Consider the following 24308-nt stretch of genomic DNA (forward strand, 5'->3'; position numbering starts at 1 on the left):
GCCGACCCTGTCAGCACGAACCCGCTTCCGCACCCTAAACTGAACGGGTGCAATTCTCCCTTTGGCTAGCCCTAGCAGGCGCTGGCGCCATGATCTCCCTGACTCCCGGCGCGGGCGCCATTAACACCATGTCCAACTCGTTAACGGCAGGCTTCCGCCGCTCATTTTGGGGCATCCTGGGCCAGCAATTGGCCTTGGTAATTCATATTGTCATCGTGGCCGCAGGAGTTGGCATCATCGTTTCCAGCTCCCCGATCCTCTTCCTCCTCATCCGTTACGTGGGCGCCGCCTACCTGGTTTATCTAGGCATCAGGTCGCTGCTGGCTAAGGTTGAGAAGAACGACGGCGGGAAATCCGCTGCCGCTGTTGAGCCGGGCCTCTCGATGTTCCGTCGCGGCCTGTGGGTGAATCTCCTCAACCCCAAAGCGATCGTCTTCTTCCTAGCGTTCATGCCCCAGTTCATTCGGCCGGCGGATCCGCTGCTCCCGCAATACGTAGTCCTGACCGCGACGGTGGTGCTCATTGACATCATTGTCATGTGGTTTGTTTTTGCCGCCGGCGCAAAGCAACTCAAACACCTAACGGCCAGCGAGCACGGGCAATTACTGCTCAACAGAATTTTTGGCGTGATGTTCATTGTTGTTGGGATCCTGCTCGCGCTGGTCTAGCGTCGCGCTGGTCCGCAGGCTAATCCACCAAACTTCACGCCGATAGACTAACCCCATGACCACTCCTTATCGGATCATGACCGTTTGTACCGGCAATATCTGCCGCTCCCCTATGGCCGAATACATGTTGGTCAGCGCCGCAACAGAGGCTGGCCTGGATCTCGAGATTGATTCCTGCGGGACTACGGCATGGGAGGTTGGGAACGCGATTGACCCGCGCGCCAAAGCACTCTTGGCGCGCCACGCCATTGAGAGCAGTGACCATCGTGCTCGGGCATTTAATCCTAGTTGGTTCGCCGAACGGGACCTCATCCTGGCCCTAGACATAGACCACTTCCAAGCTCTGCGGGCGCTTGCCCCGGACGCAGCTGCAGCCGCCAAGATCCGCATGCTGCGCTCCTTCGATCCGGCGTTGTCCGGCGCCAAACCCAAACAACAGGGCATCTACGATCCTTGGTTTGGGGACGCGAAGGACTTTCAGGTCAGCTGGGATCTGATTGCGGCAGCAATTCCAGGTATTTTGGCACACACTCGTGGCTAGTACCCCACGGCCTGTCATCATCGCCATTGACGGCCGCTCCGGTGCGGGAAAAACTACCGTGGCGGTGGAGCTGGCCGCACTACTGCGCCGCCATAGGGCCGTGTCGTTGTTTCATCTGGAAGACATCTACCCGGGGTGGGATGGCTTGGCCGGCGGCGTGCAGCGCTACATCGACTCCGTTCTGCGCCCCTTGCACCAGGGCCTGCCCGCTACCTGGACCGCGTGGGATTGGGAGTCCAAGAACGACGGCGCCCCGCGCACCACCGCCGTGGCCCCGGTGGTGCTCGTGGAGGGTGTGGGTTCCTCGCATGGGAAGGCTGCCGAGTTCCTCGACGCGATCATTTGGGTTGATGCTCCCGGCTTGGTTCGCAAGCAACGCGCTTTGGCCCGTGACGGGGACATCTATGCGCCTTTCTGGGATATTTGGGCCGAGCAGGAGGAACGGCTGCTGGAGCAGGATGCAGGTGAGAGCGCGTCAGCTGCTGTGGCCGACATTATTATTGACGGCACCCACGGCGTCGCTGACGCACCTCCGGTGGTTCTTCAGGCGCTCTCAACTCTTCCCGCCATGGAGCATGTGCTGGGGCCCGAACTTGCACGCCGCCGCGGCCTGGACTTTTCAGTAGTTTGCCTTGACGGTCTGCCACCTGCCGCTATCCTCTTTGACGTACTCTATGGCAACGCACAAAACGCCGTGTGGCTGGACAGTTCCGACTCCGCCACGGATAAGCAAGCGGCCTCCCGTTCACGGTTTTCAGTCATGGCCGATGATTCCGGTTGCTTCGGCCAGCTCGCCCGCCATGAGCATGGTGTGACAACTGTGTTGGCCAGTCAGGTTACAACCCGTATTGGCGGCCCCTTCTTCCAGTGGCTGGATTCTGTCTGGGGGAGAAAAGCTGTGCGGGCCCCATCGCATTACCCCGGTGATTTCACCCTGGGCTGGCTAGGTTATCTGGGCTACGACCTCAAAGCTGAAACCGGCGGTTGCGCGTCCCCCACCCCAAGGAGCGCCACGCCCTCTGATGACATGCCCTCTGATGACACTGCCCCTGGCGTGACTGTCCCCGCAGCGGCTTTGCTCTTTGCCGGCCGCGCCGTGGTTCTTGACCATCTACAAGACTGCCTTTACGTTTTGACGCTGACAAGCCCCCACCAGCCTGGCTCCACCCAAGAATCAGCGGACTTTTGCGCCAGGGTCCGTACGGCCCTTGCCGCCGCAAGGGCCGCCGCACCCAACGAACCTGGCCAGTCGGCGTCGTCCGTCTGTGGAGCCGCGCCGCAGTTCACAATCCGTGACGGGGAACTGCGCTACAAGTCGATGATCGCCGCCGCGAAAGCTGAAATTCACGACGGCAACAGCTATGAAATTTGCCTGACCACCCAGTTGGAGGCCCGCTTACCGCTCAGAATGGCGCCCTTGAGCACCTATGCAGCGTTGCGAAAGCGGAACCCAACACCGTTTTCGGCCTTTCTGCGCCTCGGCACAATGAGTGTTTGCAGCACCTCCCCCGAACGTTTTCTGCGCATTGACTCTGAGGGACTCATGCGCGCCGAACCCATCAAGGGCACGCGCCGCCGCGATGCAGATCCGGAGCTGGACGCCGCGCTCAAGGAAGATCTGGGCGTCTCGGAGAAAGACAGGGCGGAGAACATCATGATCGTGGATCTGCTCCGGAACGACCTCTCCCGCTTCGCCATCCCGCAATCCCTGACAGTCCCGCGCCTGTGCCAGATCGAAACTTACGCCACCGTGCACCAGATGGTCAGCACCATCGAAGCCCGGCTGGCCCCCGGAAGTTCGCGGGCACAAGCCGTTGCCGCAGCATTCCCGGCCGGTTCAATGACGGGCGCCCCCAAAATCAGCACCATGGCCATCCTTGACGCGCTCGAGGCCGGGACCCGCGGGATCTATTCGGGCGCCATTGGCTACTTTTCGCTTAACGCGGCCACCGATCTCTCTGTTGTGATCCGTACGCTAATCTTGCAGGACACGCACGACGGCGGCACGCACCTTTCCCTGGGTATCGGCGGCGCCATTACGGCTGACTCCCAGGACGAGGCAGAGTGGCAGGAGATCCAGGCCAAAGCCCATGGCGTCCTGTCTACGTTGGGCTCAACCTTTCCTGCGCACCATTGTTGACCAATAGTGCGCCACGGGCACTGTGGCGCACTATTCGTTAACAATGGCGCGCAGAAGCGACGCTACTGCAGGGTGGCCGTCAGCCTGGCCACGTTATCCACATACCGGGCAAGAATAGGTCGGTTGAGCCACTCCTCCAGTTTGAGCTCACGCGACATGGCGCGGTAATTATCTTCCACCAAGTGCATTTGTTTGACCACGTCGCGATCAATCATCATCACAGTCACTTCAAGGTTCAACGAGAAGCTGCGCATGTCCATATTCGAGGATCCAATCACCGCAACGTCGTAGTCAACTGTGAAGTGCTTGGCATGCAGAACCAATGGCTTGGGATACAAGAAAATGTGCACCCCAGCCTTCAGTAAAGCCTCATAGTAAGAACGCTGGGCGTGGTGGACAAGAAACTGATCTCCCACCTCAGAGACAAATAGCTCCACGAGCACCCCGCGCTGGGCGGCCGTTGTGATGGCGTAGAGCAGCGAGTCATCGGGCACAAAATAGGGGCTGGAGATGGTGATGCACTCCTCCGCGGAATACAGCAGCGTGTTGAATAAGCGCAGGTTATTCTCCGTAACGAATCCCGGACCACTGGGTACCACCTGACACAACGAACCACCCGAGAACGAGTCCCAGTGGTAGGCCGCGAGCTGCGATTCAAGAGTCTCTTCAGTCTCCGCAGACCAGTCGGTGGCGAACATGACGTTCAGCGTTCCCACAATGGGGCCTTCTAGACGAGACATCAATTCCACCCATTGGCGGCCAACCCTGTGGTTTTTCCTTTTATGATAAGAAGGCTCAATAATATTTTGGGATCCCGTAAACCCGATTCGACCATCCACCACCAGTATTTTGCGGTGGTTGCGAAGATCTGGTCTACGCCACTGCCGCTTGACGGGCATCAGGGGAAGCATTCGTCGCCACTGAATCTGGCTGGCATTTAAACGCCGAATCATGGTCCTATATCCGGGCACCCGTAAAGAACCGATGTGATCAAAGAGAACCCTGACTCTGACCCCACGCTCCGCTGCCGCCTCAAGTTCGCAAAACAACCTATTGGTGCAGCTGTCCGAGCTCATAATATAAAACTCGGCGTTGACGTACTCGGTGGCCTTGCTCACCTCATCAGCCATAGCATCAAGTGAGGCTTGGTATCCATCTATGAGCTGTACCGAATTTCCACCCAACGCCGGGAAGAAACCAAGGTTCTGGTTCAGTTCCATAGCCGATCTCACCCAGGCGGGTCCCTCATATGTCCCCACTTGAGAGGCCACCTCCCGGGTGCCCTCAACGATGCGTTTGTTAACCGCATCCTGGGCCTCGCGTCGGCGCCTGGAAAGCCGGAAGTTTCCAAACATCAGGAACAAGATCAACCCAATATAAGGCAAGAAAAAAATGCACAAAAGCCACGCCATGGCAGTTGTGGGACGGCGGTTTCCAGGGATGATGCCAAGCACAACGATTCGAATCGCTAGATCCACCACGATAATGAGCACCGAAAACCAAGAACCAGCTGTGGGCAGACTAAACGCCGTCCAGATCATGCAGGTGACTCCTAGTTTGTTTCCAAGCAATCCACACAGCGTATGCCACCGCTAGTGACAATAGCCTAGCCGCATGAGGCATCTGCGTAGCCTGTGCCGCTCCGGACACTGTCGCGGCTATGCTGTGCATAAAGTGCAGGTCAACAGCAGAAAGAAGCGCCGTCATGAGTAGCACGGACAGCCCCCACAGCAACACCGACGTCTTTGCTCTTGATCCGCACAGGCTTACCCAAACAGCGGTCAAGGGACTGCGTATTGCGTTTGCCATCAGCGGCGCAGTGGCCCTGGTCCTGGGTCTGCTGCTTTTGCTCTGGCCCACCAAGACGTTGGCTGTCGTGGCCATTTTCCTTGGCATCAACTTTCTCATCACCGGAGGCGTGAAAGTAGCGCTCGGAATTTTCAGCCACAGCCTCTCCGCAGGCATGCGCGTCTTAGATATCCTGCTCGGTCTATTCGTTATGGTTGCAGGCATCATCGCCCTGCGGAACTCTGCCGCCACCGGCGAAGCCCTTTTGGTGTTCACTGTCATCTTGATCGGCATCGGCTGGATCTTCGAGGGCATCATCGCTATGGCCGAAGCTGGCAAGGGCCCCACCCGTCTCTGGGCCATAGTCTTTGCCGTCATCAGTGTCCTAGCGGGAATCATGGTGCTGGCGGTTCCCGCTTGGACGGCCATGTGGTTGCTGCTGATGACTGCCATCATGTTGATCATTCTGGGCATAGTTGGTCTGGTTAGGGCGCTAACGTTCGGCAAGAAAATCACCCACACCCGCTAAACTCCGAACATGACAGTTTTGGTATTTTTGGACCCCGCCCATCCGGCAGGACGGTTGGCCGACGCCGCCTCGCCCACCATTTTGGCCACGGATCAGGGCGTCACCAGGGGAGATGGAATCTTCGAATCCCTCCTAGCCATTGACGGTGTCCCGCTCAAAATTCAGGCGCACCTTGACCGTTTTGCCGTATCCGCGAACACCATGAGCTTAGAGATACCCGCGGCAAAGGTATGGCAGGCGGCAATTACGACGGCGTTGCAGGCCTATGCTGGCGCCACCGACCAAGCCGTTGTGAAACTGGTAGCCACGCGTGGCCCCGAGGGAGCCAACACCGCCTCCGCTTGGGTGCAAGTCTCGGAAATTTCGCCAAAGCTGGCGCAACAACGGGCCCAAGGTTTGGACGTTATTTTCTTGGAGCGTGGCTACGACAGCCAGATTGCCGCCCGCGCACCGTGGCTGCTGATGGGCGCTAAAACACTCTCCTACGCGCTCAACATGGCAGCCCTGCGGTATGCGCACCAGCAAGGTGCTGATGACGTGATCTTCACCAGCTCAGACGGATTGGTGCTGGAAGGCCCAACATCGTCGGTGCTTTTGGCCCACATTACAGATGAATTCGGTGCGCCCATCAAACGACTCATCACACCCCACTTAGACACGGGTATTTTGCCCGGCACCACCCAAGGGGCACTTTTTGCTGCTGCAAAGTCCGCCGGATGGGAGTTGGGATACGGCCCCGTTGCCCCAGCGGATTTGCTCGATGCAGACGCGGTGTGGCTCATCTCCAGCCTGCGCTTGTTGGCGCCGGTGAATACGATCGATGGCACGGAAATTGGTACCCCCAAGATCCGGGCAGAACTGAGCACCGAACTTGGGGAGCTATTGGCAAAAACCCTTTAGGTGGCACTAGCGACGGGCGCAATAGCGGGACGCAGCTTGTTTCCCAGCGCAATCATCAACACACTCATGATCACAAAAGCAACCGCGATGATCAGGCAGGTCAACAAAACTGCACCGTAGCCGCCGTCGTCCGGGTTCAGGAACGGGTAGGCATACCAGTTGGTAGCCGCCCCACGAATCAGCGAATACGCCAGGTACACGAGCGGGAACACCATGGCGATCCCAACTCTCTTCAAGGGAATCCGCTGGCGAGGCGGTTGGATCAGCCAGTCTGCCACCACAACCACGGGCATCACATAGTGCAGCCATGTGTTGATCCATGGAAGTAACGCACCCAAATCCACATCGCGCAGCAGCGCCTGAAAAACGATACCAACCAACGCCATGCACACCACCGAAATACAGCGCAACAGCTGCCACACCGGGCCTAATTCTTTCCCGCGCCACGTCAGCACGGACTCTACAACGAGGACGACGGCGGCGAAGATGTTTGAGAGGTTGGTGAAGTAGCTGAAGAAGTTCAGCACACTGAAGCCGTGGCCGGCATGGATGCCCAGTTGGATTCCTACGGCGGTGAGGGCCACCGCTCCAAACAGGAAGCGGATAGCAGCAAATGTGCGGTGCGAAGTCATGGTTTCATAGTGCCAGTACAGTGGGCCGCGTGTCTGTAGCGCAGCCGTCATGTTCCGCCACACTTCCCAGTTTTTAGTATTGGCAAGGGATCGGTGTGTTAGCTTCAAAGTGAGTAATGAGTGCCAGTGTCAAGCCCTGACTTGCTGGCCGGCAACCCTCTTTCCGGCGGGGTGCCTCAGGTGAATACTCGGCAAATCAAGCTATCAACGGCTTAAGTTTGCAAGCGTGGACGTAACTTGCAGTGTGTATTTAGGAGCTCAGTTTCTAAATACCTGCACAGCTCCCCCCTTGCAGCCCTCCGGCCATTTGCAATGAGGAGAAATTATGTCCACTGACCCATCCAGCTTGGCCTACAGGCTCATTACAGGTCCCGATGACCGTTCCTTCTGCGAGTGCATCTCAACGGCCCTGGATGAGGGCTATGTTTTGCACGGGGGTCCTGCGCTCACCTTCGATGGCAGCTCCGTGATCTGCGCCCAAGCTCTCATCCTTCCGCAGGCCGTTGCCACCAGTGACGCCGCAGTGGCCACGGCAATAGACGAGCTGGATACAGAGTTGGCACTTCATGGAGAGGTCATCAAATGAGCTACGCAGGGGATTTGCCGCCGGTAACAGCATGGGAGCATGTGGCGGCCGGCGCTGTTCTGTTGGATGTGCGCACCCGCAGTGAATGGGAGCATATTGGTGTTCCCGATACTTCCGCCCTTAATACCGAGCCGCTTTTTATCCAATGGAACCTTGCCGACGGCAGCCACAACCCCGAATTTTTGGCGCAGCTACAGGCCGCGGTACCCCGTCAGGCACCCCTTGTGGTGCTGTGCCGTTCGGGCGCCCGCTCCATTGCCGCTGCCGAGGCTGCTACGGCCGTCGGCTACACGGCGTACAACGTCTTGGAAGGCTTCGAAGGCGTCCCCGACCCCTACGGCGACAGGGTGATCAACGGCTGGAAGAACCAACAACTACCCTGGCGCTGAACCGCCGTCGCACCTTATGACACGCCACTGAGAGACCACCAGCGAAAGCCAAGGATACGTAATTGAGCAACTTCAACCAGCACGCAGCCACCTGGGCAGAGGACACCCAAGCCGTACGGGGCGGCCTTGACCGCAGCAATTTTCAAGAAACCTCCGAAGCCCTCTTTTTAAACTCCGGCTTTGTGTATGAATCGGCGGAAGCCGCAGAAGCCGCTTTCACCGGCGAAACGGAGAGGTTTGTGTACTCCCGGTATGGGAACCCCTCAGTGGCCACCTTTCAGGAACGGCTGCGACTGTTGGAAGGTAAAGAAGCTTGCTTTGCGACGGCGTCGGGAATGTCTGCTGTATTTACCGCCTTGGGTGCATTACTGGCGGCCGGGGACCGCGTGGTTGCCTCACGCTCGCTCTTTGGCTCCTGCTTTGTCATCCTTAACGAACTGCTGCCGCGTTGGGGAGTGGAGACCGTGTTTGTTGACGGACCCGATTTGGATCAGTGGCGAACCGCCCTCTCGGTTCCCACAACAGCTGTGTTCTTTGAATCCCCCTCAAACCCCATGCAAGAAATCATCGATGTAGCGGCTGTGTGCGATCTTGCCCATGCAGCCGGTGCGCAGGTGGTGGCCGATAACGTGTTCGCCACTCCTCTCCTACAACGCTGCGGGGACTTTGGTGCTGACATTATTGTGTACTCGGGCACCAAACATATTGATGGCCAGGGCCGGGTATTGGGTGGCGCCATCTTGGGTACCAAGGAATTCATCCAGGGCCCCGTCAAAAACCTGATGCGCCACACCGGACCGGCATTATCTGCCTTCAACGCCTGGGTGTTGACGAAGGGGCTGGAGACTATGAGTTTGCGCGTTTCACATTCATGCAGGAGCGCGCTGGCATTGGGTGAGTTCTTGGAGTCTGCGCCAGCTGTCAGCCGTGTCCTCTACCCGCACCTGCCATCGCACCCACAGTTTGAACTAGCTAAAAAACAGATGAAAGCCGGCGGAACTGTCCTGACGTTTGAGCTGGCAGAACCTACTGTAGGCACCGCAAAAGATGCGGCCTTTTCGTTTTTGAATGCGTTGAAGATTATCGATATCTCCAACAATCTTGGCGACGCAAAGTCCCTGATTACCCATCCAGCAACAACCACTCACCGTGCCATGGGGCCCGATGCCCGCGCCGCTATCGGACTCAGCGATGGCCTTTTGCGCCTCTCCATTGGCCTGGAGGACGTTGACGATTTGCGCGCCGACGTGGCTCAGGCCCTGGCCGCCATTTGAACGCTTAGGCCCTGGGCCACCACCAGCCGTGCAGAGCGCGGGCTAGTCCTGGAAGTACTCGATCTCAGCACCCACTGTGTTCAGCCGCTCGGCTAGGTCTTCATAGCCGCGTTCAATGACGTATATGTTGCGTAACTCGGAGGTGCCCTTCGCAGCGAGCATAGCCAGTAATATGCAGGCCGCAGGGCGCAGGGCCGGGGGACAGCCGATTTCTGCGGCGCGCCATGCGGTGGGTCCGGTGATGTCAATCCGGTGTGGATCCAGCAGGCGGACACCTGCCCCCAAACGGTTCAACTCCGTCAAATAGATGGCCCGGCCCTCGTAGACCCAGTCATGGATCAAGGTGGTGCCCTCTGCGCAGGAAGCAATGACGGCAAAGAACGGTAGATTATCTATGTTCAGGCCGGGGAAGGGCATGGGGTGGATCTTATCCGGGGCGGCCACCAGATCAGAGGGCAAAGTGGTGATGTCTACTAGACGTGTTTTGCCGTTGCGAGCCATGTACTCGGCAGATTTCAGGTAGTGGAACCCCATCTGCTCCAGCACCTTCAGTTCGATTTCCATGAATTCGATGGGTACGCGCGTTACCGTCACCTTTGACTTTGTCACGATGCCGGCAGTAATCAGGCTCATGGCCTCGATGGGGTCCTCAGAAGGTGCGTATTCAATATCAATATCAATCCGGGCCTTGCCGGTGATGGTCAACGTGGTGGAGCCAACGCCCTCAACTTGCACTCCCAAACCCTGGAGATAAAAGCATAGATCCTGCACCATATAGTTGGGGCTGGCATTGCGGATGACTGTTTTGCTTTCCCGGTGGGCAGCCGCCATGATGGCATTTTCCGTCACTGTGTCACCCCGCTCGGTTAACACAAAGGTCCTGTCCTCGCTGTCACTGAACGGGGCCTGTACTTGGTAGAACCCGTCGTGGGCATTGACCGTGAGCCCAAACTCTCGAAGTGCCTGCATATGCGGTTCAACCGTGCGCGTGCCAAGGTCGCAGCCTCCGGCGTACGGGATACGGTAAGAGTTTTCTTCATCCAACAGCGGGCCCAGGAGCATGATGACACTGCGGGTGCGCTTCGCTGCTGCGATGTCCATAGAAGCCAAGTCCAGCATGGCGGGACGGCGGATTCGCAGGTCGTTGTCTTCCAGCCACGTGCATTCAACGCCGATGGAGGTCAGCAACTCAACAATACGGTTGACTTCTTCAATGCGTGCCAGGCGCCGCAACGTGGTGGTTCCTCGGTTGATTAGACTGGCACAGAGCAGGGCCACACCTGCATTCTTGCTGGTATTAACCTCAACACTGCCAGAGAGTTCACGTCCACCATGAACCCGCAGGTGTGTCACGGCGTTCTTGCTTGCCGCACCAACGTTAAAGAGATTTGCTTCCAGCAGCGTCTCCATTCGCTGGATCATTTTTAGACTCAAGTTCTGCTTGCCTTGTTCCATCCGGGCTACAGCACTTTGGCTAGTTCCCAGCTGGGTGGCCAGTTCCCCTTGGGTCCAGCCTTTTTCGGCTCGCGCATCTCGGAGCAATACGCCAACGGTTTCTGCAGCCATTTGAGTCATTATACTTTTATATCATAGGGTGCATATTTCCAAGGAATCAGATGACCTTTGGGGCAGTTTCGGGACAATTCTGGACGATTTTGGACGATTCACGCCAAATTATTCGTCAAATAACCGTTTCATGCGATAATTTCCATGGCCGGATCAGCCAGCCTCGCAGCATTCCTCCACGTTACCCCCTCTGGAGATTTTTAGCTGAAACGGCAGGCTTGCCCACGGCGAGGCTGCACCGTGTTGACGCTTTAGCCCAGTACCGGATTCCATGTTCCCAGAACAAGTGCGGCACCCATCGACAGTGCCGCAATCGCTACTCCGCCGGCGGCCACCACCAGGTCCCTGCGGACGAAGACGGATTCCCGCGCCCAAGTCCGCGGTCCCGCTCCGAAGCCCTTTGCTTCCATGGTGACGGCAAGTCGCGAGGCACGCCGCACGGCCTGCACCAACAAGGCCATGGCCTGGCCCAGCTGTGATTCGATCCCGCGGAAGAAACCGGGCTCTCCGCCGACACCTCGTGCGCGCCTGGCCATACCGAGTGTTTGCCACTCAGCAACAAGCAGTCCGACCAGGCGCATGGCTGCCAATGCCCCCAGTACAAAGCGGTGCGGAAGGCGCAGCTTCTGCGCCAAGGCGTCGGCCAGATCCGTGGGATCGGTGGAGAAAAGGACAATGATGCCAGGCAAAGCTACCGCCAAACCACGCAAGGCAATTGCCACACCGGCTTCCAAGGATCCGGAGGTAAAAGTGACTGGGCCGAAGGCGAGCAGCAGTTCCCCGGTTTTGGGCGCCAGCAACGCCGTGCCATACCCGCCCACAACGGCCGCAATGAGAATGGGCCAGCCGCGCAGCAAGAGCAGCCGGGCGCTCACACCGGCCAGCGGCAGCAAAGCACATTCGATCACCAGCGCAACCGTGGCCGAGACCCAGTCCACACTGATCAGCAGCACCACGGTCAGGAACATCCCCGCCCCCAGCTTCGCCAACGGGTTGATTTGCGCCAGCCAGGCCGCTGAGCGCTGGGTCTGGATAATCTGCGCGCTCATCGCCGCACCGGCTTCGTTAGCTCGTCTTTTGTGGCAGCAGGAGGGGCACTTTCAAACGGCTCAACGCCGGCCCCCAGTACCAGGCGGTCCCCGCCCAGGACGGCACTAAATGCGGCATCATGTGTCACAGACACCACGGCAGTTCCTGCATCAAGTAATTCGCGCAGCAACGATGCCAGCTCCGCCCACGTGTTCGCATCCTGACCAAAAGTGGGCTCATCCAGCACCAGGACTTGCGGACTGGCGGCCAGAACCGTCGCCACGGACAGTCGCCGTTTCTCGCCTCCAGAAAGAGTAAACGGATTCGCCTCCGCTAGATGCTCTAACCGCAGCCGCACCAGTAGCTCGTCCACGGAATCTCCACCACGGCCCAGTAGTTTCGGGGCAAAAAGCAGCTCGTCCCGGACGCTGCCAGTAACGAACTGGTGCTCTGGTTCCTGAAAAACGGTGCCAATCCTGCTAATCAGTTCCTTGCCCCGCCACTTCACTGGGGATATTCCGGCCCCTCGTGCCAGCTCAGGTAAGGCTGTTAGCTCGCCACCAACAGCCGGCAGCAGTCCCGCCAACGTCAGTGCCAGAGTAGATTTTCCCGAACCGTTGGGTCCTGTCACGCTCAGGGCTTCCCCTGCCCGCACCAGCACGGATGGCACCACAGCGGCCGGCACCACAGGATGTTTGCGTCGACTTTTGGTGCGGGAAACAGCCAAATTGTGCGCTTCAAGGAGAAGTGGGGAGCCGCCGTCGTCCAGGGAATGCTGGAACTGCGGACGCGCGCGCGGCCGAACCGCTGGGATATGCCCAGGTACCCAAATCCCTGCACCGGCCAAAAGCTCCTTACTTTGCGCAAGAACCGTGGCGGGCGGGCCGTCAAAAAGGACGCCGCCAGGTTCACCGAGCCGTGTTGGGGCCAGCACCACGATCCGATCCACAACATCCAACCAGACCGACACCCGGTGCTCCACAACCACTAAGGTTGCCCCGGTTTCAGCCAAACTACGACTAACGGCGTCGCGCACCTCCACAACTCCCGCGGGATCCAAATTGGCTGTGGGCTCATCAAGTAACAACAAACCGGGGCGCATAGCCAGCATTCCGGCCAACCCCAGGCGCTGCTTTTGCCCACCGGAGAGGGCGGAACTGGAATGATCCAACGGTAGATCAAGACCAACAGATTCCAGCGCTGCATTGACCCGGCGCCAGATTTCATCCCGTGGGACTGCCAAGTTTTCCGCTCCAAAGGCAACGTCGTCACCAATACGCGAAAGGACCACCTGCGCATCCGGGTCCTGCTGCATGAGCCCTGCCCGGCCGCGGGATTCCACTGCGGGACGGCCATCTATGAGCAGTTCACCGATCTCATTCGCGTCCTCGTTCTCTCCCAGGACACCAGCCAAGGCGTGCAGCAAAGTGGACTTTCCGGCCCCGGAAGGCCCCAACAACAGGACCCGCTCACCCGGCTCGATCACCAGATCCAGTCCGTGCACGGCCCGGGCAGCGCGGCCGGAATGCTGCCAGCCCCAGCCCTTGGCATTCACTCGCGCCGGTGCTCCGCGGTTCTGCACACCAGCCATGACTAAACGGCCCGCTCTGTGGCAGCGCCCCGGGATGGCAGATTCGCCAGTGCACCCGTGCGGGCTAGTCCGCGCACAGCCAGCCACGGCACCAGTCCGGCAATGAGCGCACCGGAGATCATGGAGAACAGAACGTAGACCAGCTTCCATTCAATTGCCCAGGCGACGTTATAAATAAAGGCTCCGTTGACGCCCATGGCCAACCCAGCCAGCACCCCTGCCAATGCTGCTACGGGGAGGTTGAACTTGCGGTAGCGGAACAGTGCAAAGCCCAACTCGGCACCCAGGCCCTGGACCAGTCCGGAGATCAGTATAGTGAATCCAAAGTGTGTGCCCAGCAAACCCTCGACGGCTGCGGCAATGAGTTCGCAATACAAGGCGGCGCCCGGTTTGCGGATCACAAGCCCACCCAGGATGCCAGCGATCAACCAGCCGCCGCCGTACAGGGCCCCGGCGGGTGGAAAGGCAATCGAGAGTGCGCTGATCAACCCGTAGCCGGCGGACCAGAGCCAGAAAATAACACCCACGGCCACGCCCAGCACTGAGAGGACAACAATATCCACTACACGCCACGTGCTCTTTTTGGCTGGTGCAGCGTTGTTAGGTGTGTTTTGATTTTGCCTGGCGTTTTCGCCCGCTAATGACTTGCTCATGTTTCCTCCTTTTCAGGAGGGGCGGTTGCGGCGGTATTTCCGCGCAGCCGAAGAGAACTCGACTTCCTTCGCCGGTACTAGCCGGGGCAGGTTCGAGGGTCTGCGGCGAACCGCACTCTCAGCGTCGATACCCGGGTCGGGTAGACGCTCCCCTGTCGTGTTTGAATTGCGGCTTCATCATACCTCGCTCATGTAGAGAGGGACAATGCGTGAACCACGATGAAGTCACACGGCAGAAGCTCTGCGCATCGTAGTTGTGCGAACACGGATTCGCACAAACATGCAGCGGGCCCCTGTGGAGGGAAGGGAGCGGCTAGGCTAACATTAAGGTTTTGCCCGCCACGGGGCCCGAAAAGACTAAAGGAGTCCTTCATGAACATCGTCTTCAAATTGCTTGGAACCGGAGTGAGCCTGGGTGCCGGGTTTGTGGCCAGCAAACTCGTTGATAAGGCTTGGGAAAAGAGCACTGGCAATAAGCCGCCCAAGGACGGAGCTGATCTAGAGAATAGTCTCCGTTCAGCGCTGACGTTTGCGCTGGTTTCTTCGGTTGTTGCAGCCATAATCCAGACACTGGCCAGCCGGACCACTCAAAAAGCGATAGCACGGTTCAACAAACACCCAGAAGAGGTCTAGGCGCCCGCGGCTCTCACCCCACGACCGCGAGTTGCCACTTGTGGTGTCCAAAACCCAATTGTGGACACCACAAGTGGCAACTCGCGTTAGTTGGGTGAGGCGTCCTCGATCACGGCAGCCACAACCTCATCGAGTTCATCAACGCTGAGCAGTTCTGGACGTCGATACTTGGTACGGTATCCGGCGCGTCCCACCATGTGCGCTGATACCGGAACGGTAAGAAGTTGAAAGAGCCACGCGACAAGCAGGATCGGCGCCAGCACCCATAAACGCAGTTGCAATCCCATGGCTGCAAGCATCAACAATAAACCTAAAACCTGTGGTTTCGTGGCAGCGTGCATGCGGCTCATCAGATCCGGGAATCTCAACAGCCCGATGGCCGCTGCCAGACTCATGAGCGCACCAAGGAGCAGGCAGATGGCCGTGAGCACATCTAGAAAAGTGTTCATGCATCCTCCTTTTTATGTCCCACGAATCGAGCCACAGTAACTGACCCTAAGAAGCCGATCACTGTTAGCACCACCAAGAGTGCCAGGTTGTCCATGTGCTTGTTCACAGCCATTTCCGTAGCCAGCGCAGCTCCAAAAATGGCCAGTAGAACATCTGCGGCAATGACCCTATCAAGCAGAGACGGCCCCTTGGCAATACGGTAGATAGTCCCAGCGCCAGCCAATGAGAGCACCACAGCGACGATTATTGCAATAATTTCCAGGACCGTCATTATCCCTCACCTTCAGGTTTTTTCGTAGCCGTTGTGGCCTCTCGTCCGTGGGAATGGGCTTCGGCATCGGAGTGCTTCGCTAGTGCCCGGACGCGATCCGCGTGCGTAAGCATTAACTCCCCTGCCTTCTCCGATTTCAAGGCCGCGAGTTCAGCTTGGGTCCCCATGACACGGATTAGCCGGGCCTCGATATCCTGAATACCTGCACGGACCTGTTCAACACTTTCCGCCGTTGGTGCGTTCATCGCATGAACATAAAGCGTCGCCGAACCTCTATCCACCTCAACCACCAATGAACCCGGAATCAGCGACAACACGTGCCCTACTGCCGTCATGAGCAGGTCCGAGGGGCTGCGCAAAGGCACCGCAATGACCGCATTGCGTATGCGTGGGCCCTTCATAACGGCCCAATACAGGACCTGAAAGCTGGCAATGGTGACCTGCTTGAGGAACCACAGCAAGAAAGTCACGGCACGCAGGACATTGAATCGGCCGCTCAATTCAATGGGTGGGAGATAGAACGCTTGGAAAACGACGAGCGATATCAGCGCACCAAAAAGAAGGTTCCCCGCACTGAAATCCTGCCACAGAGCACCCCACACCAGTACTAGCCAGATCAGCAGCGGCAGTTTTTGCACAAGATTCCACTTCGGAGTCTTAGAGAGGTTCATCGCGTTCCCGCCCCTAGACCCAGCACAGCTTCGATATAGGGAGTGCGTTCAAGCATGCCTGTAGCTGCTGTCTGGCACAGCTCAAAGAGCGGTCCCGCAAAGACTGTCATGGCCACCCCAAGAACTACCAAGCCCATCGTGGAATACACCATTGCACTGGGCAGGATCGGAATCTCATTGTCTCCGGCAAAACGCCCCTTGGTGGCATCAACATGTTTACTGGTGCGAAGTGCCCGCATACTTGGCGTACCCGAAGCGTCGGGGGCAGTTGCCAGCAGCACTGGATCCGGGTCCTGTGCATCTGCGGTACTACGCCAAAATACACGGTTCCACACTCTGGCCATGACTAGCAGTGTGAGCAAACTGGCCACCACTGCGCCCACCACAAGGGCGTAAGCGAGCGGCGTACCGTCAGCCACACCTGCCTGCAGCAAGCCCAGTTTGCCCAGGAATCCGGAGAACGGCGGGATTCCGGCCAGGTTCATGGCGGGGACAAAGTACAGCACCGCCAGTATGGGAGAGAGCTTCGCCAGACCCCCCAGACGCGCAATCGAGGAGGTCCCGCCACGCCGTTCGATCAGCCCCGTCACCATGAACAGACTGGTTTGGACGGTGATGTGGTGAATGACGTAGAAGATTGTTGCGGCCAAACCCAGCACCGATGAAAGTGCGACGCCGAAGATCATGTACCCGATGTGGCTCACCAGGGTGAAGGAGAGCATGCGCTTGATATCAGTTTGTGCCACGGCCCCCAGGACACCCACGATCATGGTCAGCAGGGCCACAACCAGAAGCGCAGAGTTAAAATCATTCGAGGGGAAGAGTAGTGTTTCGGTTCGGATGATGGCATAGACGCCAACTTTGGTGAGCAGCCCCGCAAATACTGCTGTGACCGGTGCTGGAGCTGTTGGATAGGAGTCCGGGAGCCAAAAGGACAACGGGAAAACGGCTGCCTTGATCCCAAAGGCTACCAGCAACAACACATGCAATAGGTTCTGCGTGCCTTGGTCCAGTTCGCCAAGCTTCACCGCCAGATCAGCCAAGTTCACTGTTCCCGTTGCACCATAAACCATCCCAATGGCAATCAGAAACAGCAATGAGGAAACCACGCTGACAACTACATAGGTGATGCCAGCCCTGATCCGGGAGCCGGTGCCGCCGAACGTCATGAGGACGTAACTGGCAGTCAACAGGATCTCAAAGCCCACATAAAGATTGAATAAATCTCCTGCTAGGAACGCATTGGAAACCCCTGCCACCAGAATCAAATAGGTGGGGTGGAAAACCGAAACGGGTCCACCTTCTTCACCGTCCGCGGCACCCTGACCTGTGGCATAAGCAAGGACCGCCAAACTTACAGCAGAGGAGACAACTAACAGTAATGAAGAGAACTGGTCGGCAACCATCACAATGCCGAAAGGAGGGGACCAGCCACCAAGCTGAACGGCAATGGGTCCGCTTGTCCAGACGCTGGCCAACACCCAGATTTCTAGTGCCAAGGTGGCGCTGATGGTTGTGAGACTGACCCGGCGCTGCGCTCCGGGGCGCCTGATCAGCACGAATGCTAAAGCCGCACCCAGGAAAGGCAGGACTACGGCCAGTGGCGCAAAGCTAGCGACATTCATTCCTGCTCCTTCCCTGGCTTCTTAGGTGCTGGCTTCTTAGATGCTGACTTCTTCGGTGCCGGCCTACTGGGTGCTGGCTTCTTCGGATCAATTACCTTGCGATAATGCATGCCAGGGACTGTCTCACGTTTGTTCGCTGGCTGGTTGTTCTCGTGAAAATCGGAGATCTCAATGGCAATCTCGGAGTCCTCCTCGTTGTCATACAGGTCTTGTTTGGCGACCCGGAGATCCTCCGTATCAACTTGAATATCATCTGCGCGGCTCAACAACCATGAGCGGTATATCAGGCTCAACATGAATGCTGTGACCGCAAAAGAAATCACAATCGAGGTCAGGATGAACGCTTGAGGCAAGGGATCATTGAACTCTGTGGGGGAAATATCCTTATCAAAGATCGGTGCCAAACCTGCGTATCCACCAGTTGTTAGCAGGAGCAGGTTTGTGGCATTGGCCAGCAGCATCAGGCCCAGCAGCACACGGGTGAGGCTTCGTTCCAACAATAGGTAAATGCCCACGGCAAACAGGACACCCATCACCAGGAGCAGGGTCAGGTTTACACTCATCGACCCACCTCCATTGGTTCGTCGTCTTCAATTAGTTCAAACCCATCCATGCCGTTTTCTTCATGCTGGTCAATTTCTGAACCAAGGCTGCGCAGCACATCAATGACCAAGCCCACCACCACTAAATACACGCCAATGTCGAAGAGAGTGGAGGTCACGAATTTCACGTGTCCAAAAATGGGTAGATCGAAAGCGAAAATGGCACTTTGGAAGATTTCTCCACCAAAGAATAGCGGTACCAGTCCTGTCAGCGCGGCCATGGCCAGTCCGAGGCCCAACAACGTACCAGCTGAAATCCGGGTAGCTTCTTCCAGCTCAAAACGGCCGCCAGCCAAGTAACGGGCGGTGAGCGCCAGCCCGGCTACCAGGCCACCGGCAAAGCCGCCCCCTGTGCCGTTGTGCCCAGCCAAAAGCAGGTAAATGGAAATGATGATAATGCTGTGGAACACCAGCCGGGTGACCACTTCAATAATGATTGAACGCCGTTCCGGGGCTAGTGTGCGGCCCGCTACGAGCCAGGGATTCTCAGACGATGCCGTGAACTTTCTAGCGACTTGAATGGCTGGGTGGAACCCCGGCTGCGCCAACTTGCCAATGCTGCCCGTCTCCACGGTCTCAGCACGCGGCAACCGTTGGCCACGGCCCCTAACAAAGATCAAGCTCGCCACCCCTGTGGCGGCCATGGCCAGAACAGAGATCTCGCCAAAGGTATCCCAGGCGCGAATATCCACCAGGGTCACATTGACAACGTTGAGTCCACCACCGCCTTCATACGCCAGTTTCGGCAAACTCAAGCTGACGGGGTCGTGAATGCGCGCGCCCATGGCGACGATGGCTACCACCACCATGGTTGCACCAAAACCAACCCCAATAATCAACCGCACAATACGGTGCGTACCGGTTGCCGTGCGCTCACGCAGACGCGGCGGCAGAGAACGCATGGCCAAGACAAACGCCACCAAAATTATTGTTTCCACAAGCATCTGGGTTAACGCCAGGTCGGGGGCACCTTGTAACGCGAAGAGCAGTGCGACGCCGTAGCCGGTGACTGACACAAGCAAAACAGCCATGAACCTTTTATTCGCTCTAGCGGCTGCAACGGCGCCAATGACTATCACTGCACCGGCGATCATTTGGAACGGGGATGAAGGATCTATGAAATAAATATTCGTAGTCCACTGCTGTTCGTTCAGGAACAGTACCGCCAACACCGCAGAAATCGCTGTTGATAAAATTACCGCAAGGTAAAAGAACAAGGAACCACGCTGAGTGCGTCCGGTAACCCAAATGGCCACGGCATCCAAGGCCACAACTGATTGGCGGTATCCCCGTTCAAAGTCAATGACGCCTTGGACTCGACGCTGCCAGCTTTCCAGCGTGCCGCGCATCAGGAACAGGCCGATTCCTCCCGCAACCACGATGGCACTGAGTCCCAGCGCCGGGGTGAAACCATGCCACAACAGCAGATGCATCCCTTCGGTGTCATACGCGGGAAACTGTGCGCTGTAGGGTGCAATCCAGCGTTCAACCACATGGGGTAGGAAACCAAAAATAAGCGTCAACGCACTTAGTGTGGCTGGGGCGGCAAGGAACAACCAGTCCACTCGCTTAAAAGCGGTAGCCATACCCTTGGCCTTGGTACCGAAACCACCCCAGAAGAACCGTGCACTGTAGGCAAATGTCAGCACCGATCCCACCACCATGCCTACCAAAACTAGCCAGCCAACTAACGGACCAGCAGGGCCGTTAACGGCCGAGGCGATGAACGCCGTAAAGATAGCTTCCTTGGCAACAAACCCAGCCAGAGGCGGCAACCCGGCCATTGATGCCGCACCTATCAGTGCCACAACCCCTAATTTTGGTGCGGATTTAAAAACGCCGGAGAGCTGGCGTATATCGCGGGTTCCGCTTTGGTGGTCAATAATACCGACGACCAAGAATAGGGATGCCTTGAATAGGCCGTGCGCCAACACCATCGCCATACCTGCCATGGCCGCTTCTTGACCCCCCAACCCGACAACTAGGGTGATAAAACCCAGTTGACTGACAGTTCCGTAGGCCAAAATTAATTTCAGGTCATGCTGCCGAAGTGCACGCCAACCGCCCAGCAGCATGGTGCTTAGACCCAGCACTACAATTATTGTCTGCCAATACTGGGTCTGGGAAAAACCTGGTGCCAGGCGTGCAATGAGGTAAATTCCAGCCTTCACCATCGCGGCAGCATGTAGATACGCGCTGACGGGGGTGGGCGCAGCCATAGCGCCCGGAAGCCAGAAGTGGAAGGGCAGCAGAGCCGATTTTGTCACGGCCCCCACGAGGATCAACGCGATGGCAATATCGATGATTGTGCCAGAACTTCCGACGGCGCTCATCAGCTCCGGTGCTTTGTCCAAAACCCCGGAAATACTGTACGTTCCGGCACTTTCGCCCAGCACGATCAAGCCCACCAGCATGGCCAGCCCACCAAAGGTTGTCACCATCAGCGCCTGCAACGCTGCACGCCTTGCGGCAACGCGTGTCCGGGCATAGCCGATCAGCAGGTAGGAAAGTACTGTGGTTAGTTCCCAAAAAACAAACAACAAGATCAAGTTGTCTGCGGTTACCAGCCCAAACATGACTCCGGCAAAGGCCAGGAGTTGCGCGCCGAACCCGCCCAATCCGGCGTCGTTGGATTTAAAGTACCTGGCACAGTAGGCGAGCACCAGAGCACCAACACCCAGGACCAGCAGAGACAGCAGCCAAGATAGTTGATCCATGTGAAAGGAGAGTTCCAGGCCCAACGCGTGAACCCAGGAGATCTCTAACGAAGGGTTAGCGTGTGTGAGTGAATACACATTTTGGTATTGCGACACGAGCCAGATGAAGCTGATTCCAGGAACCGCAGCAAGAAAATAAAATGCTGCTCTGCCGAATCGAGAAAATAATATGGGCGCGAAAATGGCGACGATGAAGTGCGCGCAAAGGACAAACAACACTGAAGACTCCGCATGTTTCGGGCTGAAGATGAGCGAATCACGGGGGTTAAAGTCGGTTCCCGACCCCTGTAGTCTACCAACTCGCACCCCGGAATTTACCCTCCCGCTGCGTGGCCGGCCCCAATTGTGGCACCGCAAAAACTGGCCAGAGGAAGCGGTCCGCCCAAAACGTTCATCCGAGGTTACCTCCTTGATCGTTTTCCCCGGATAACATGTGCCCTATGACTGACTACCCTTCCGTAGCCGCCTCGCCGCCATCGGGCACGAGCAAAACGACCGGCACAACATGGCAAATTGTTGCGTGGTCGTTGTGGGATTGGGGTGGTGCAGCATTCAACGCCGTCATGACCACTTTCATCTTCACAGCTTTGTATCTCACAGGGGATGCTTTCGGAGGTGCTGACCGCGCCTCGGCGCTACTTGGTCTAACCATGTCCATAGGTGGCTTAGCCATCGCGCTACTTGCCCCAGTCTCGGGACAACGCACCGACCATAGCGGACGGCGCAAGATGTGGCTAGGCATCAACACTTTAGTGGTGGCATTGTTGACCGCGGCCTGCTTTTTTGTCCAACCGCAGGAGTCCTATCTACTCCTGGGATGCCTGCTCATCGCGGCTGGGCATGTTTTCTTTGAGATCGCGGGCGTCAATTACAACGCCATGTTGCTGCAAATCTCCACCAAGTCAACGATTGGCAAGGTCAGCGGCTTTGGCTGGGCGACCGGATATCTTGGCGGCATCGTGGCCTTGCTGTTCGTTTATTTCACCTTGATCCAGCCGGATGTCGGGATCTTCGGGATCACCAGCGAGAACGGCATGACCTACCGTGTGGTGGCATTATTCTCCGCCGTGTGGATAATTATTTTCGCCATCCCACTCATGTTCGCCATCCCCGAAGCGCCGCGCAACCCAAACATGCCCAAAGTGGGCTTCTTTGCGGCCTACCTAGAGTTGTGGCACACAATCGTCAGGCTTTTCCGCACCTCCCGTCACACCCTGTTTTTTCTGATTGCCAGCGCAGTTTTCCGCGACGGTCTGGCCGCGATCTTCACTTTTGGTGCCGTCATCGCAGTGGGAACATTCGGCTTCAAGACGGCCGATGTGCTCATCTTCGCCATTGCCGGCAATGTTGTGGCTGCTGCGGGAGCCCTCTCCGCCGGATTCTTCGATGACAAATTTGGTCCCAAGGCAGTCATTGTGACGTCCCTGTTGGGCCTAATCATCAGTGCCACTTTCTTGTTTTTCCTCCACGGCCAAACAGCATTCTGGGTCTTCGGACTGTTACTGACCCTGTTCGTGGGCCCAGCCCAATCATCCTCACGGACGTTCATCGCAAGGCTTGCACCGGATGGACAAGAGGGCGAACTCTTCGGCCTCTACGCCACCACAGGGCGGGCCGTATCCTTCATGGCACCGGCACTCTTTACCCTCTTCATCACCCAATTCGGCTCCCAGCGCTGGGGCATCTTAGGGATCTTGGTGGTCCTGGTGCTGGGCCTGGTACTGCTATTACCTGTCAAGAAACCAGAATTTCACACAGCCACACGCGTCTAATTATGGCGCGCTCATCCCGCTGAAGTACGACGACGGCGGGCGCCTTCTTAAGGGAAGGACAGGTTCTGGGTGCGTACTTTAAGCGAACCCCGGTTCACTAGGACTTCGTGTCCACTAGGACTTCGTGTCCACTAGATCTTCGTGCGGTGGAAGTTAAGGAAGGAACGTGACGCTGTTGGGCCGCGCTGACCCTGATAGCGGTTCTGGTGCGGGCCCGTGCCGTACGGGTTCTCGGCGGGTGAGCTCAGCTGGAAGAAACAAAGCTGACCAATCTTCATCCCCGGCCAGAGTTTGATGGGCAGAGTCGCCGCATTGGAAAGTTCTAAGGTGATGTGACCGGAAAACCCCGGATCAATGAAGCCCGCCGTGGAGTGCGTAACAAGACCAAGACGGCCCAGCGAGGATTTTCCTTCTAGGCGCGCGGCGACGTCGTCCGGCAGCGTGACGGTTTCATAGGTGGAGGCTAAGGCGAACTCCCCCGGGTGCAGAATGAAAGGTTCCTCCGGCGCAACCTCAATCATCCGAGTCAGCTCGGGCTGCTCCTCCGCCGGATCGATGTGAGCGTAGCGGTGGTTATCGAACAGGCGGAAATACCTGTCAATGCGCACGTCAACACTCGACGGCTGCACCATGGCAGGGTCATAGGGGTCCAAGACAATGCGCTTGGCTGCAATTTCGGCACGTATATCGCGGTCAGAGATCAGCACCTACTAAAAATAGCGCATTTACCCCCAAGAACTACAGCAAGAGTCCTGCGTGGGCCTTGTGCGCGTTCCACAGCTAAAGTAAGAACCATGAATATTGAAGAGACGCCTCTTCCAGGCATTGGTGTGCGCAGAGAACTGCGGCTAGCCACCGGACGGCGCGTTGGTGTTGTAACCCATCGTGACGGCCACACAGAACTGATCCTCTCGCGTGTGGATGACCCGGACGCTTGTGCCGCTTCCATACCGCTCAGCGCCGAGGAAGCCGCAGCGCTGGGAACGCTCTTGGGATCAGCCCAGCTCATTGCTCAACTCAGCGCCGAGCAGGAAAGTGTTTCGGGTGTCAGTACGCACCAAATCATGATTCGCAAGGGCTCCGCATTCGCTGGACGGCCCTTGGGCGATACACAGATGCGCACCCGGACAGGGACCTCCATAGTCGCCTTGCTGCGGGACGGTGACGTGCTTGGTTCACCGCGTCCGGACGCAACCCTGCATGTAGGTGACATGGTTGTCATAGTTGGTACCGATGAAGGGCTTGCGGAAGCTGCACTCATCTTGCAGTCACGGTTGTAGA

23 protein-coding genes, 1 pseudogene and 2 riboswitches are annotated in these 24308 nt (G+C 57.6%); of the genes and pseudogenes, 11 read left to right on the forward strand and 13 right to left on the reverse strand.

Annotation, left to right across the window (positions count from 1 at the left end; genetic code table 11):
* Positions 1 to 47 precede the first annotated feature (47 nt).
* The 3 genes from QMG40_RS14810 to pabB are packed head-to-tail and all read left to right on the forward strand — an operon-like array spanning position 48 to position 3349.
* The gene (locus QMG40_RS14810; RefSeq protein ID WP_283531884.1) at positions 48 to 668 is read left to right on the forward strand and encodes a LysE family transporter; all 621 of its coding nucleotides are present in this window, start codon (positions 48 to 50) and stop codon (positions 666 to 668) included.
* Positions 669 to 723: 55 nt separating this feature from the next.
* Positions 724 to 1209, forward strand: coding sequence for a low molecular weight protein-tyrosine-phosphatase (locus QMG40_RS14815; protein ID WP_283531885.1), 486 nt, complete (start codon positions 724 to 726; stop codon positions 1207 to 1209).
* Positions 1202 to 3349 carry an aminodeoxychorismate synthase component I gene (gene pabB, locus QMG40_RS14820; protein ID WP_283531886.1) on the forward strand — a complete coding sequence of 716 codons (2148 nt, stop codon included), beginning with the start codon at positions 1202 to 1204 and terminating at the stop codon, positions 3347 to 3349. Before QMG40_RS14815 ends, pabB begins: the two co-directional genes overlap by 8 nt.
* A 62-nt stretch (positions 3350 to 3411) precedes the next feature.
* On the opposite strand, the gene cls is transcribed toward pabB, so the two are convergent.
* On the reverse strand, positions 3412 to 4890 hold the full coding sequence (gene cls, locus QMG40_RS14825) for a cardiolipin synthase (RefSeq protein ID WP_283531887.1): 1479 nt from the start codon (positions 4888 to 4890) through the stop codon (positions 3412 to 3414).
* Positions 4891 to 5054: 164 nt separating this feature from the next.
* Between cls and QMG40_RS14830 the strand changes: the two genes are divergently transcribed.
* Together QMG40_RS14830 and QMG40_RS14835 are read left to right on the forward strand one after the other, a co-directional pair.
* Positions 5055 to 5666 carry an HdeD family acid-resistance protein gene (locus tag QMG40_RS14830; RefSeq protein ID WP_283531888.1) on the forward strand — a complete coding sequence of 204 codons (612 nt, stop codon included), beginning with the start codon at positions 5055 to 5057 and terminating at the stop codon, positions 5664 to 5666.
* A gap of 9 nt (positions 5667 to 5675) precedes the next feature.
* Complete coding sequence (locus QMG40_RS14835; protein ID WP_283531889.1) at positions 5676 to 6566, forward strand: aminodeoxychorismate lyase; 891 nt, start codon at positions 5676 to 5678, stop codon at positions 6564 to 6566.
* Here the strand turns inward: QMG40_RS14835 and QMG40_RS14840 are convergent.
* A complete protein-coding gene (locus QMG40_RS14840; protein WP_283531890.1) occupies positions 6563 to 7198 on the reverse strand; it encodes a Pr6Pr family membrane protein in 636 nt (211 codons plus the stop codon). The genes QMG40_RS14835 and QMG40_RS14840 overlap by 4 nt on opposite strands.
* 112 nt (positions 7199 to 7310) lie before the next feature.
* Positions 7311 to 7431: riboswitch (SAM riboswitch) on the forward strand.
* A gap of 92 nt (positions 7432 to 7523) precedes the next feature.
* On the opposite strand from QMG40_RS14840, the gene QMG40_RS14845 reads away from it, so the two are divergent.
* The 3 genes from QMG40_RS14845 to QMG40_RS14855 all read left to right on the forward strand — a co-directional run bounded on the left by QMG40_RS14845 (position 7524) and on the right by QMG40_RS14855 (position 9447).
* Complete coding sequence (locus QMG40_RS14845) at positions 7524 to 7784, forward strand: DUF1737 domain-containing protein (RefSeq protein WP_283531891.1); 261 nt, start codon at positions 7524 to 7526, stop codon at positions 7782 to 7784.
* Positions 7781 to 8173 carry a rhodanese-like domain-containing protein gene (locus QMG40_RS14850; RefSeq protein WP_283531892.1) on the forward strand — a complete coding sequence of 131 codons (393 nt, stop codon included), beginning with the start codon at positions 7781 to 7783 and terminating at the stop codon, positions 8171 to 8173. Before QMG40_RS14845 ends, QMG40_RS14850 begins: the two co-directional genes overlap by 4 nt.
* Before the next feature lie 62 nt (positions 8174 to 8235).
* Positions 8236 to 9447, forward strand: coding sequence for an O-succinylhomoserine sulfhydrylase (locus tag QMG40_RS14855; RefSeq protein WP_283531893.1), 1212 nt, complete (start codon positions 8236 to 8238; stop codon positions 9445 to 9447).
* A 42-nt stretch (positions 9448 to 9489) separates the two neighbouring features.
* On the opposite strand, the gene QMG40_RS14860 is transcribed toward QMG40_RS14855, so the two are convergent.
* The 4 genes from QMG40_RS14860 to QMG40_RS14875 all read right to left on the reverse strand — a co-directional run bounded on the left by QMG40_RS14860 (position 9490) and on the right by QMG40_RS14875 (position 14286).
* Positions 9490 to 11022, reverse strand: a complete 1533-nt coding sequence (locus QMG40_RS14860) for a UDP-N-acetylglucosamine 1-carboxyvinyltransferase (RefSeq protein WP_283531894.1) — start codon at positions 11020 to 11022, stop codon at positions 9490 to 9492.
* A gap of 242 nt (positions 11023 to 11264) precedes the next feature.
* Positions 11265 to 12062, reverse strand: a complete 798-nt coding sequence (locus tag QMG40_RS14865) for an energy-coupling factor transporter transmembrane component T family protein (protein WP_283531895.1) — start codon at positions 12060 to 12062, stop codon at positions 11265 to 11267.
* The gene (locus QMG40_RS14870) at positions 12059 to 13633 is read right to left on the reverse strand and encodes an ABC transporter ATP-binding protein (RefSeq protein WP_283531896.1); all 1575 of its coding nucleotides are present in this window, start codon (positions 13631 to 13633) and stop codon (positions 12059 to 12061) included. The genes QMG40_RS14865 and QMG40_RS14870 overlap by 4 nt, the downstream gene beginning before the upstream one ends.
* 2 nt (positions 13634 to 13635) lie before the next feature.
* Complete coding sequence (locus QMG40_RS14875; protein ID WP_283531897.1) at positions 13636 to 14286, reverse strand: ECF transporter S component; 651 nt, start codon at positions 14284 to 14286, stop codon at positions 13636 to 13638.
* 46 nt (positions 14287 to 14332) lie between these two features.
* Positions 14333 to 14450, reverse strand: a riboswitch (TPP riboswitch).
* Between the two features lie 208 nt (positions 14451 to 14658).
* Here QMG40_RS14875 and QMG40_RS14880 point away from each other — a divergent pair.
* On the forward strand, positions 14659 to 14919 hold the full coding sequence (locus QMG40_RS14880) for a DUF4235 domain-containing protein (RefSeq protein WP_283531898.1): 261 nt from the start codon (positions 14659 to 14661) through the stop codon (positions 14917 to 14919).
* A gap of 86 nt (positions 14920 to 15005) precedes the next feature.
* Here QMG40_RS14880 and mnhG read toward each other — a convergent pair whose 3' ends face one another.
* From mnhG to QMG40_RS14910, 6 genes and pseudogenes are all read right to left on the reverse strand, one after another.
* Positions 15006 to 15368 (reverse strand): monovalent cation/H(+) antiporter subunit G, encoded by a 363-nt coding sequence (gene mnhG, locus QMG40_RS14885; protein WP_283531899.1) that lies wholly within the window; start codon positions 15366 to 15368, stop codon positions 15006 to 15008.
* Positions 15365 to 15640 carry a monovalent cation/H+ antiporter complex subunit F gene (locus QMG40_RS14890; RefSeq protein ID WP_283531900.1) on the reverse strand — a complete coding sequence of 92 codons (276 nt, stop codon included), beginning with the start codon at positions 15638 to 15640 and terminating at the stop codon, positions 15365 to 15367. The genes mnhG and QMG40_RS14890 overlap by 4 nt, the downstream gene beginning before the upstream one ends.
* A 125-nt stretch (positions 15641 to 15765) precedes the next feature.
* A pseudogene (locus QMG40_RS14895) lies at positions 15766 to 16311 on the reverse strand (Na+/H+ antiporter subunit E); the annotation flags it as partial.
* Complete coding sequence (locus QMG40_RS14900; RefSeq protein ID WP_283531901.1) at positions 16308 to 17936, reverse strand: Na+/H+ antiporter subunit D; 1629 nt, start codon at positions 17934 to 17936, stop codon at positions 16308 to 16310. The gene QMG40_RS14900 and the pseudogene QMG40_RS14895, both read right to left, overlap by 4 nt.
* The gene (locus tag QMG40_RS14905) at positions 17933 to 18499 is read right to left on the reverse strand and encodes a Na(+)/H(+) antiporter subunit C (protein ID WP_283531902.1); all 567 of its coding nucleotides are present in this window, start codon (positions 18497 to 18499) and stop codon (positions 17933 to 17935) included. Before QMG40_RS14905 ends, QMG40_RS14900 begins: the two co-directional genes overlap by 4 nt.
* Entirely contained in the window at positions 18496 to 21474 is a 2979-nt protein-coding gene (locus QMG40_RS14910) for a Na+/H+ antiporter subunit A (RefSeq protein WP_283531903.1), read from the reverse strand. The genes QMG40_RS14905 and QMG40_RS14910 overlap by 4 nt, the downstream gene beginning before the upstream one ends.
* Positions 21475 to 21695: 221 nt before the next feature.
* Here QMG40_RS14910 and QMG40_RS14915 point away from each other — a divergent pair, with 221 nt between their 5' ends.
* Positions 21696 to 23027, forward strand: coding sequence for an MFS transporter (locus QMG40_RS14915; RefSeq protein WP_283531904.1), 1332 nt, complete (start codon positions 21696 to 21698; stop codon positions 23025 to 23027).
* A 131-nt stretch (positions 23028 to 23158) separates the two neighbouring features.
* On the opposite strand, the gene dcd is transcribed toward QMG40_RS14915, so the two are convergent.
* On the reverse strand, positions 23159 to 23734 hold the full coding sequence (gene dcd / locus QMG40_RS14920) for a dCTP deaminase (RefSeq protein WP_283531905.1): 576 nt from the start codon (positions 23732 to 23734) through the stop codon (positions 23159 to 23161).
* An 87-nt stretch (positions 23735 to 23821) separates the two neighbouring features.
* Between dcd and QMG40_RS14925 the strand changes: the two genes are divergently transcribed.
* Complete coding sequence (locus tag QMG40_RS14925) at positions 23822 to 24307, forward strand: cation:proton antiporter regulatory subunit (protein WP_283531906.1); 486 nt, start codon at positions 23822 to 23824, stop codon at positions 24305 to 24307.
* Position 24308 lies beyond the last annotated feature (1 nt).

Source organism: Arthrobacter antibioticus, assembly GCF_030063205.1.
GTDB lineage: Bacteria > Actinomycetota > Actinomycetes > Actinomycetales > Micrococcaceae > Specibacter.

Excerpts from the sequence above, each read along its gene's own strand:
- QMG40_RS14850 (WP_283531892.1), top strand. The coding sequence starts at position 7,781 with ATGAGCTACGCAGGGGATTTGCCGCCGGTAACAGCATGGGAGCATGTG.
- QMG40_RS14860 (WP_283531894.1), bottom strand. The coding sequence starts at position 11,022 with ATGACTCAAATGGCTGCAGAAACCGTTGGCGTATTGCTCCGAGATGCG.
- QMG40_RS14890 (WP_283531900.1), bottom strand. The coding sequence starts at position 15,640 with ATGACGGTCCTGGAAATTATTGCAATAATCGTCGCTGTGGTGCTCTCA.
- QMG40_RS14845 (WP_283531891.1), top strand. The coding sequence starts at position 7,524 with ATGTCCACTGACCCATCCAGCTTGGCCTACAGGCTCATTACAGGTCCC.
- QMG40_RS14925 (WP_283531906.1), top strand. The coding sequence starts at position 23,822 with ATGAATATTGAAGAGACGCCTCTTCCAGGCATTGGTGTGCGCAGAGAA.
- QMG40_RS14905 (WP_283531902.1), bottom strand. The coding sequence starts at position 18,499 with ATGAGTGTAAACCTGACCCTGCTCCTGGTGATGGGTGTCCTGTTTGCC.
- QMG40_RS14865 (WP_283531895.1), bottom strand. The coding sequence starts at position 12,062 with ATGAGCGCGCAGATTATCCAGACCCAGCGCTCAGCGGCCTGGCTGGCG.
- QMG40_RS14830 (WP_283531888.1), top strand. The coding sequence starts at position 5,055 with ATGAGTAGCACGGACAGCCCCCACAGCAACACCGACGTCTTTGCTCTT.
- mnhG (WP_283531899.1), bottom strand. The coding sequence starts at position 15,368 with ATGAACACTTTTCTAGATGTGCTCACGGCCATCTGCCTGCTCCTTGGT.
- QMG40_RS14835 (WP_283531889.1), top strand. The coding sequence starts at position 5,676 with ATGACAGTTTTGGTATTTTTGGACCCCGCCCATCCGGCAGGACGGTTG.
- QMG40_RS14915 (WP_283531904.1), top strand. The coding sequence starts at position 21,696 with ATGACTGACTACCCTTCCGTAGCCGCCTCGCCGCCATCGGGCACGAGC.
- QMG40_RS14815 (WP_283531885.1), top strand. The coding sequence starts at position 724 with ATGACCACTCCTTATCGGATCATGACCGTTTGTACCGGCAATATCTGC.
- QMG40_RS14875 (WP_283531897.1), bottom strand. The coding sequence starts at position 14,286 with ATGAGCAAGTCATTAGCGGGCGAAAACGCCAGGCAAAATCAAAACACA.
- cls (WP_283531887.1), bottom strand. The coding sequence starts at position 4,890 with ATGATCTGGACGGCGTTTAGTCTGCCCACAGCTGGTTCTTGGTTTTCG.
- QMG40_RS14900 (WP_283531901.1), bottom strand. The coding sequence starts at position 17,936 with ATGAATGTCGCTAGCTTTGCGCCACTGGCCGTAGTCCTGCCTTTCCTG.
- QMG40_RS14880 (WP_283531898.1), top strand. The coding sequence starts at position 14,659 with ATGAACATCGTCTTCAAATTGCTTGGAACCGGAGTGAGCCTGGGTGCC.
- QMG40_RS14840 (WP_283531890.1), bottom strand. The coding sequence starts at position 7,198 with ATGACTTCGCACCGCACATTTGCTGCTATCCGCTTCCTGTTTGGAGCG.
- QMG40_RS14870 (WP_283531896.1), bottom strand. The coding sequence starts at position 13,633 with ATGGCTGGTGTGCAGAACCGCGGAGCACCGGCGCGAGTGAATGCCAAG.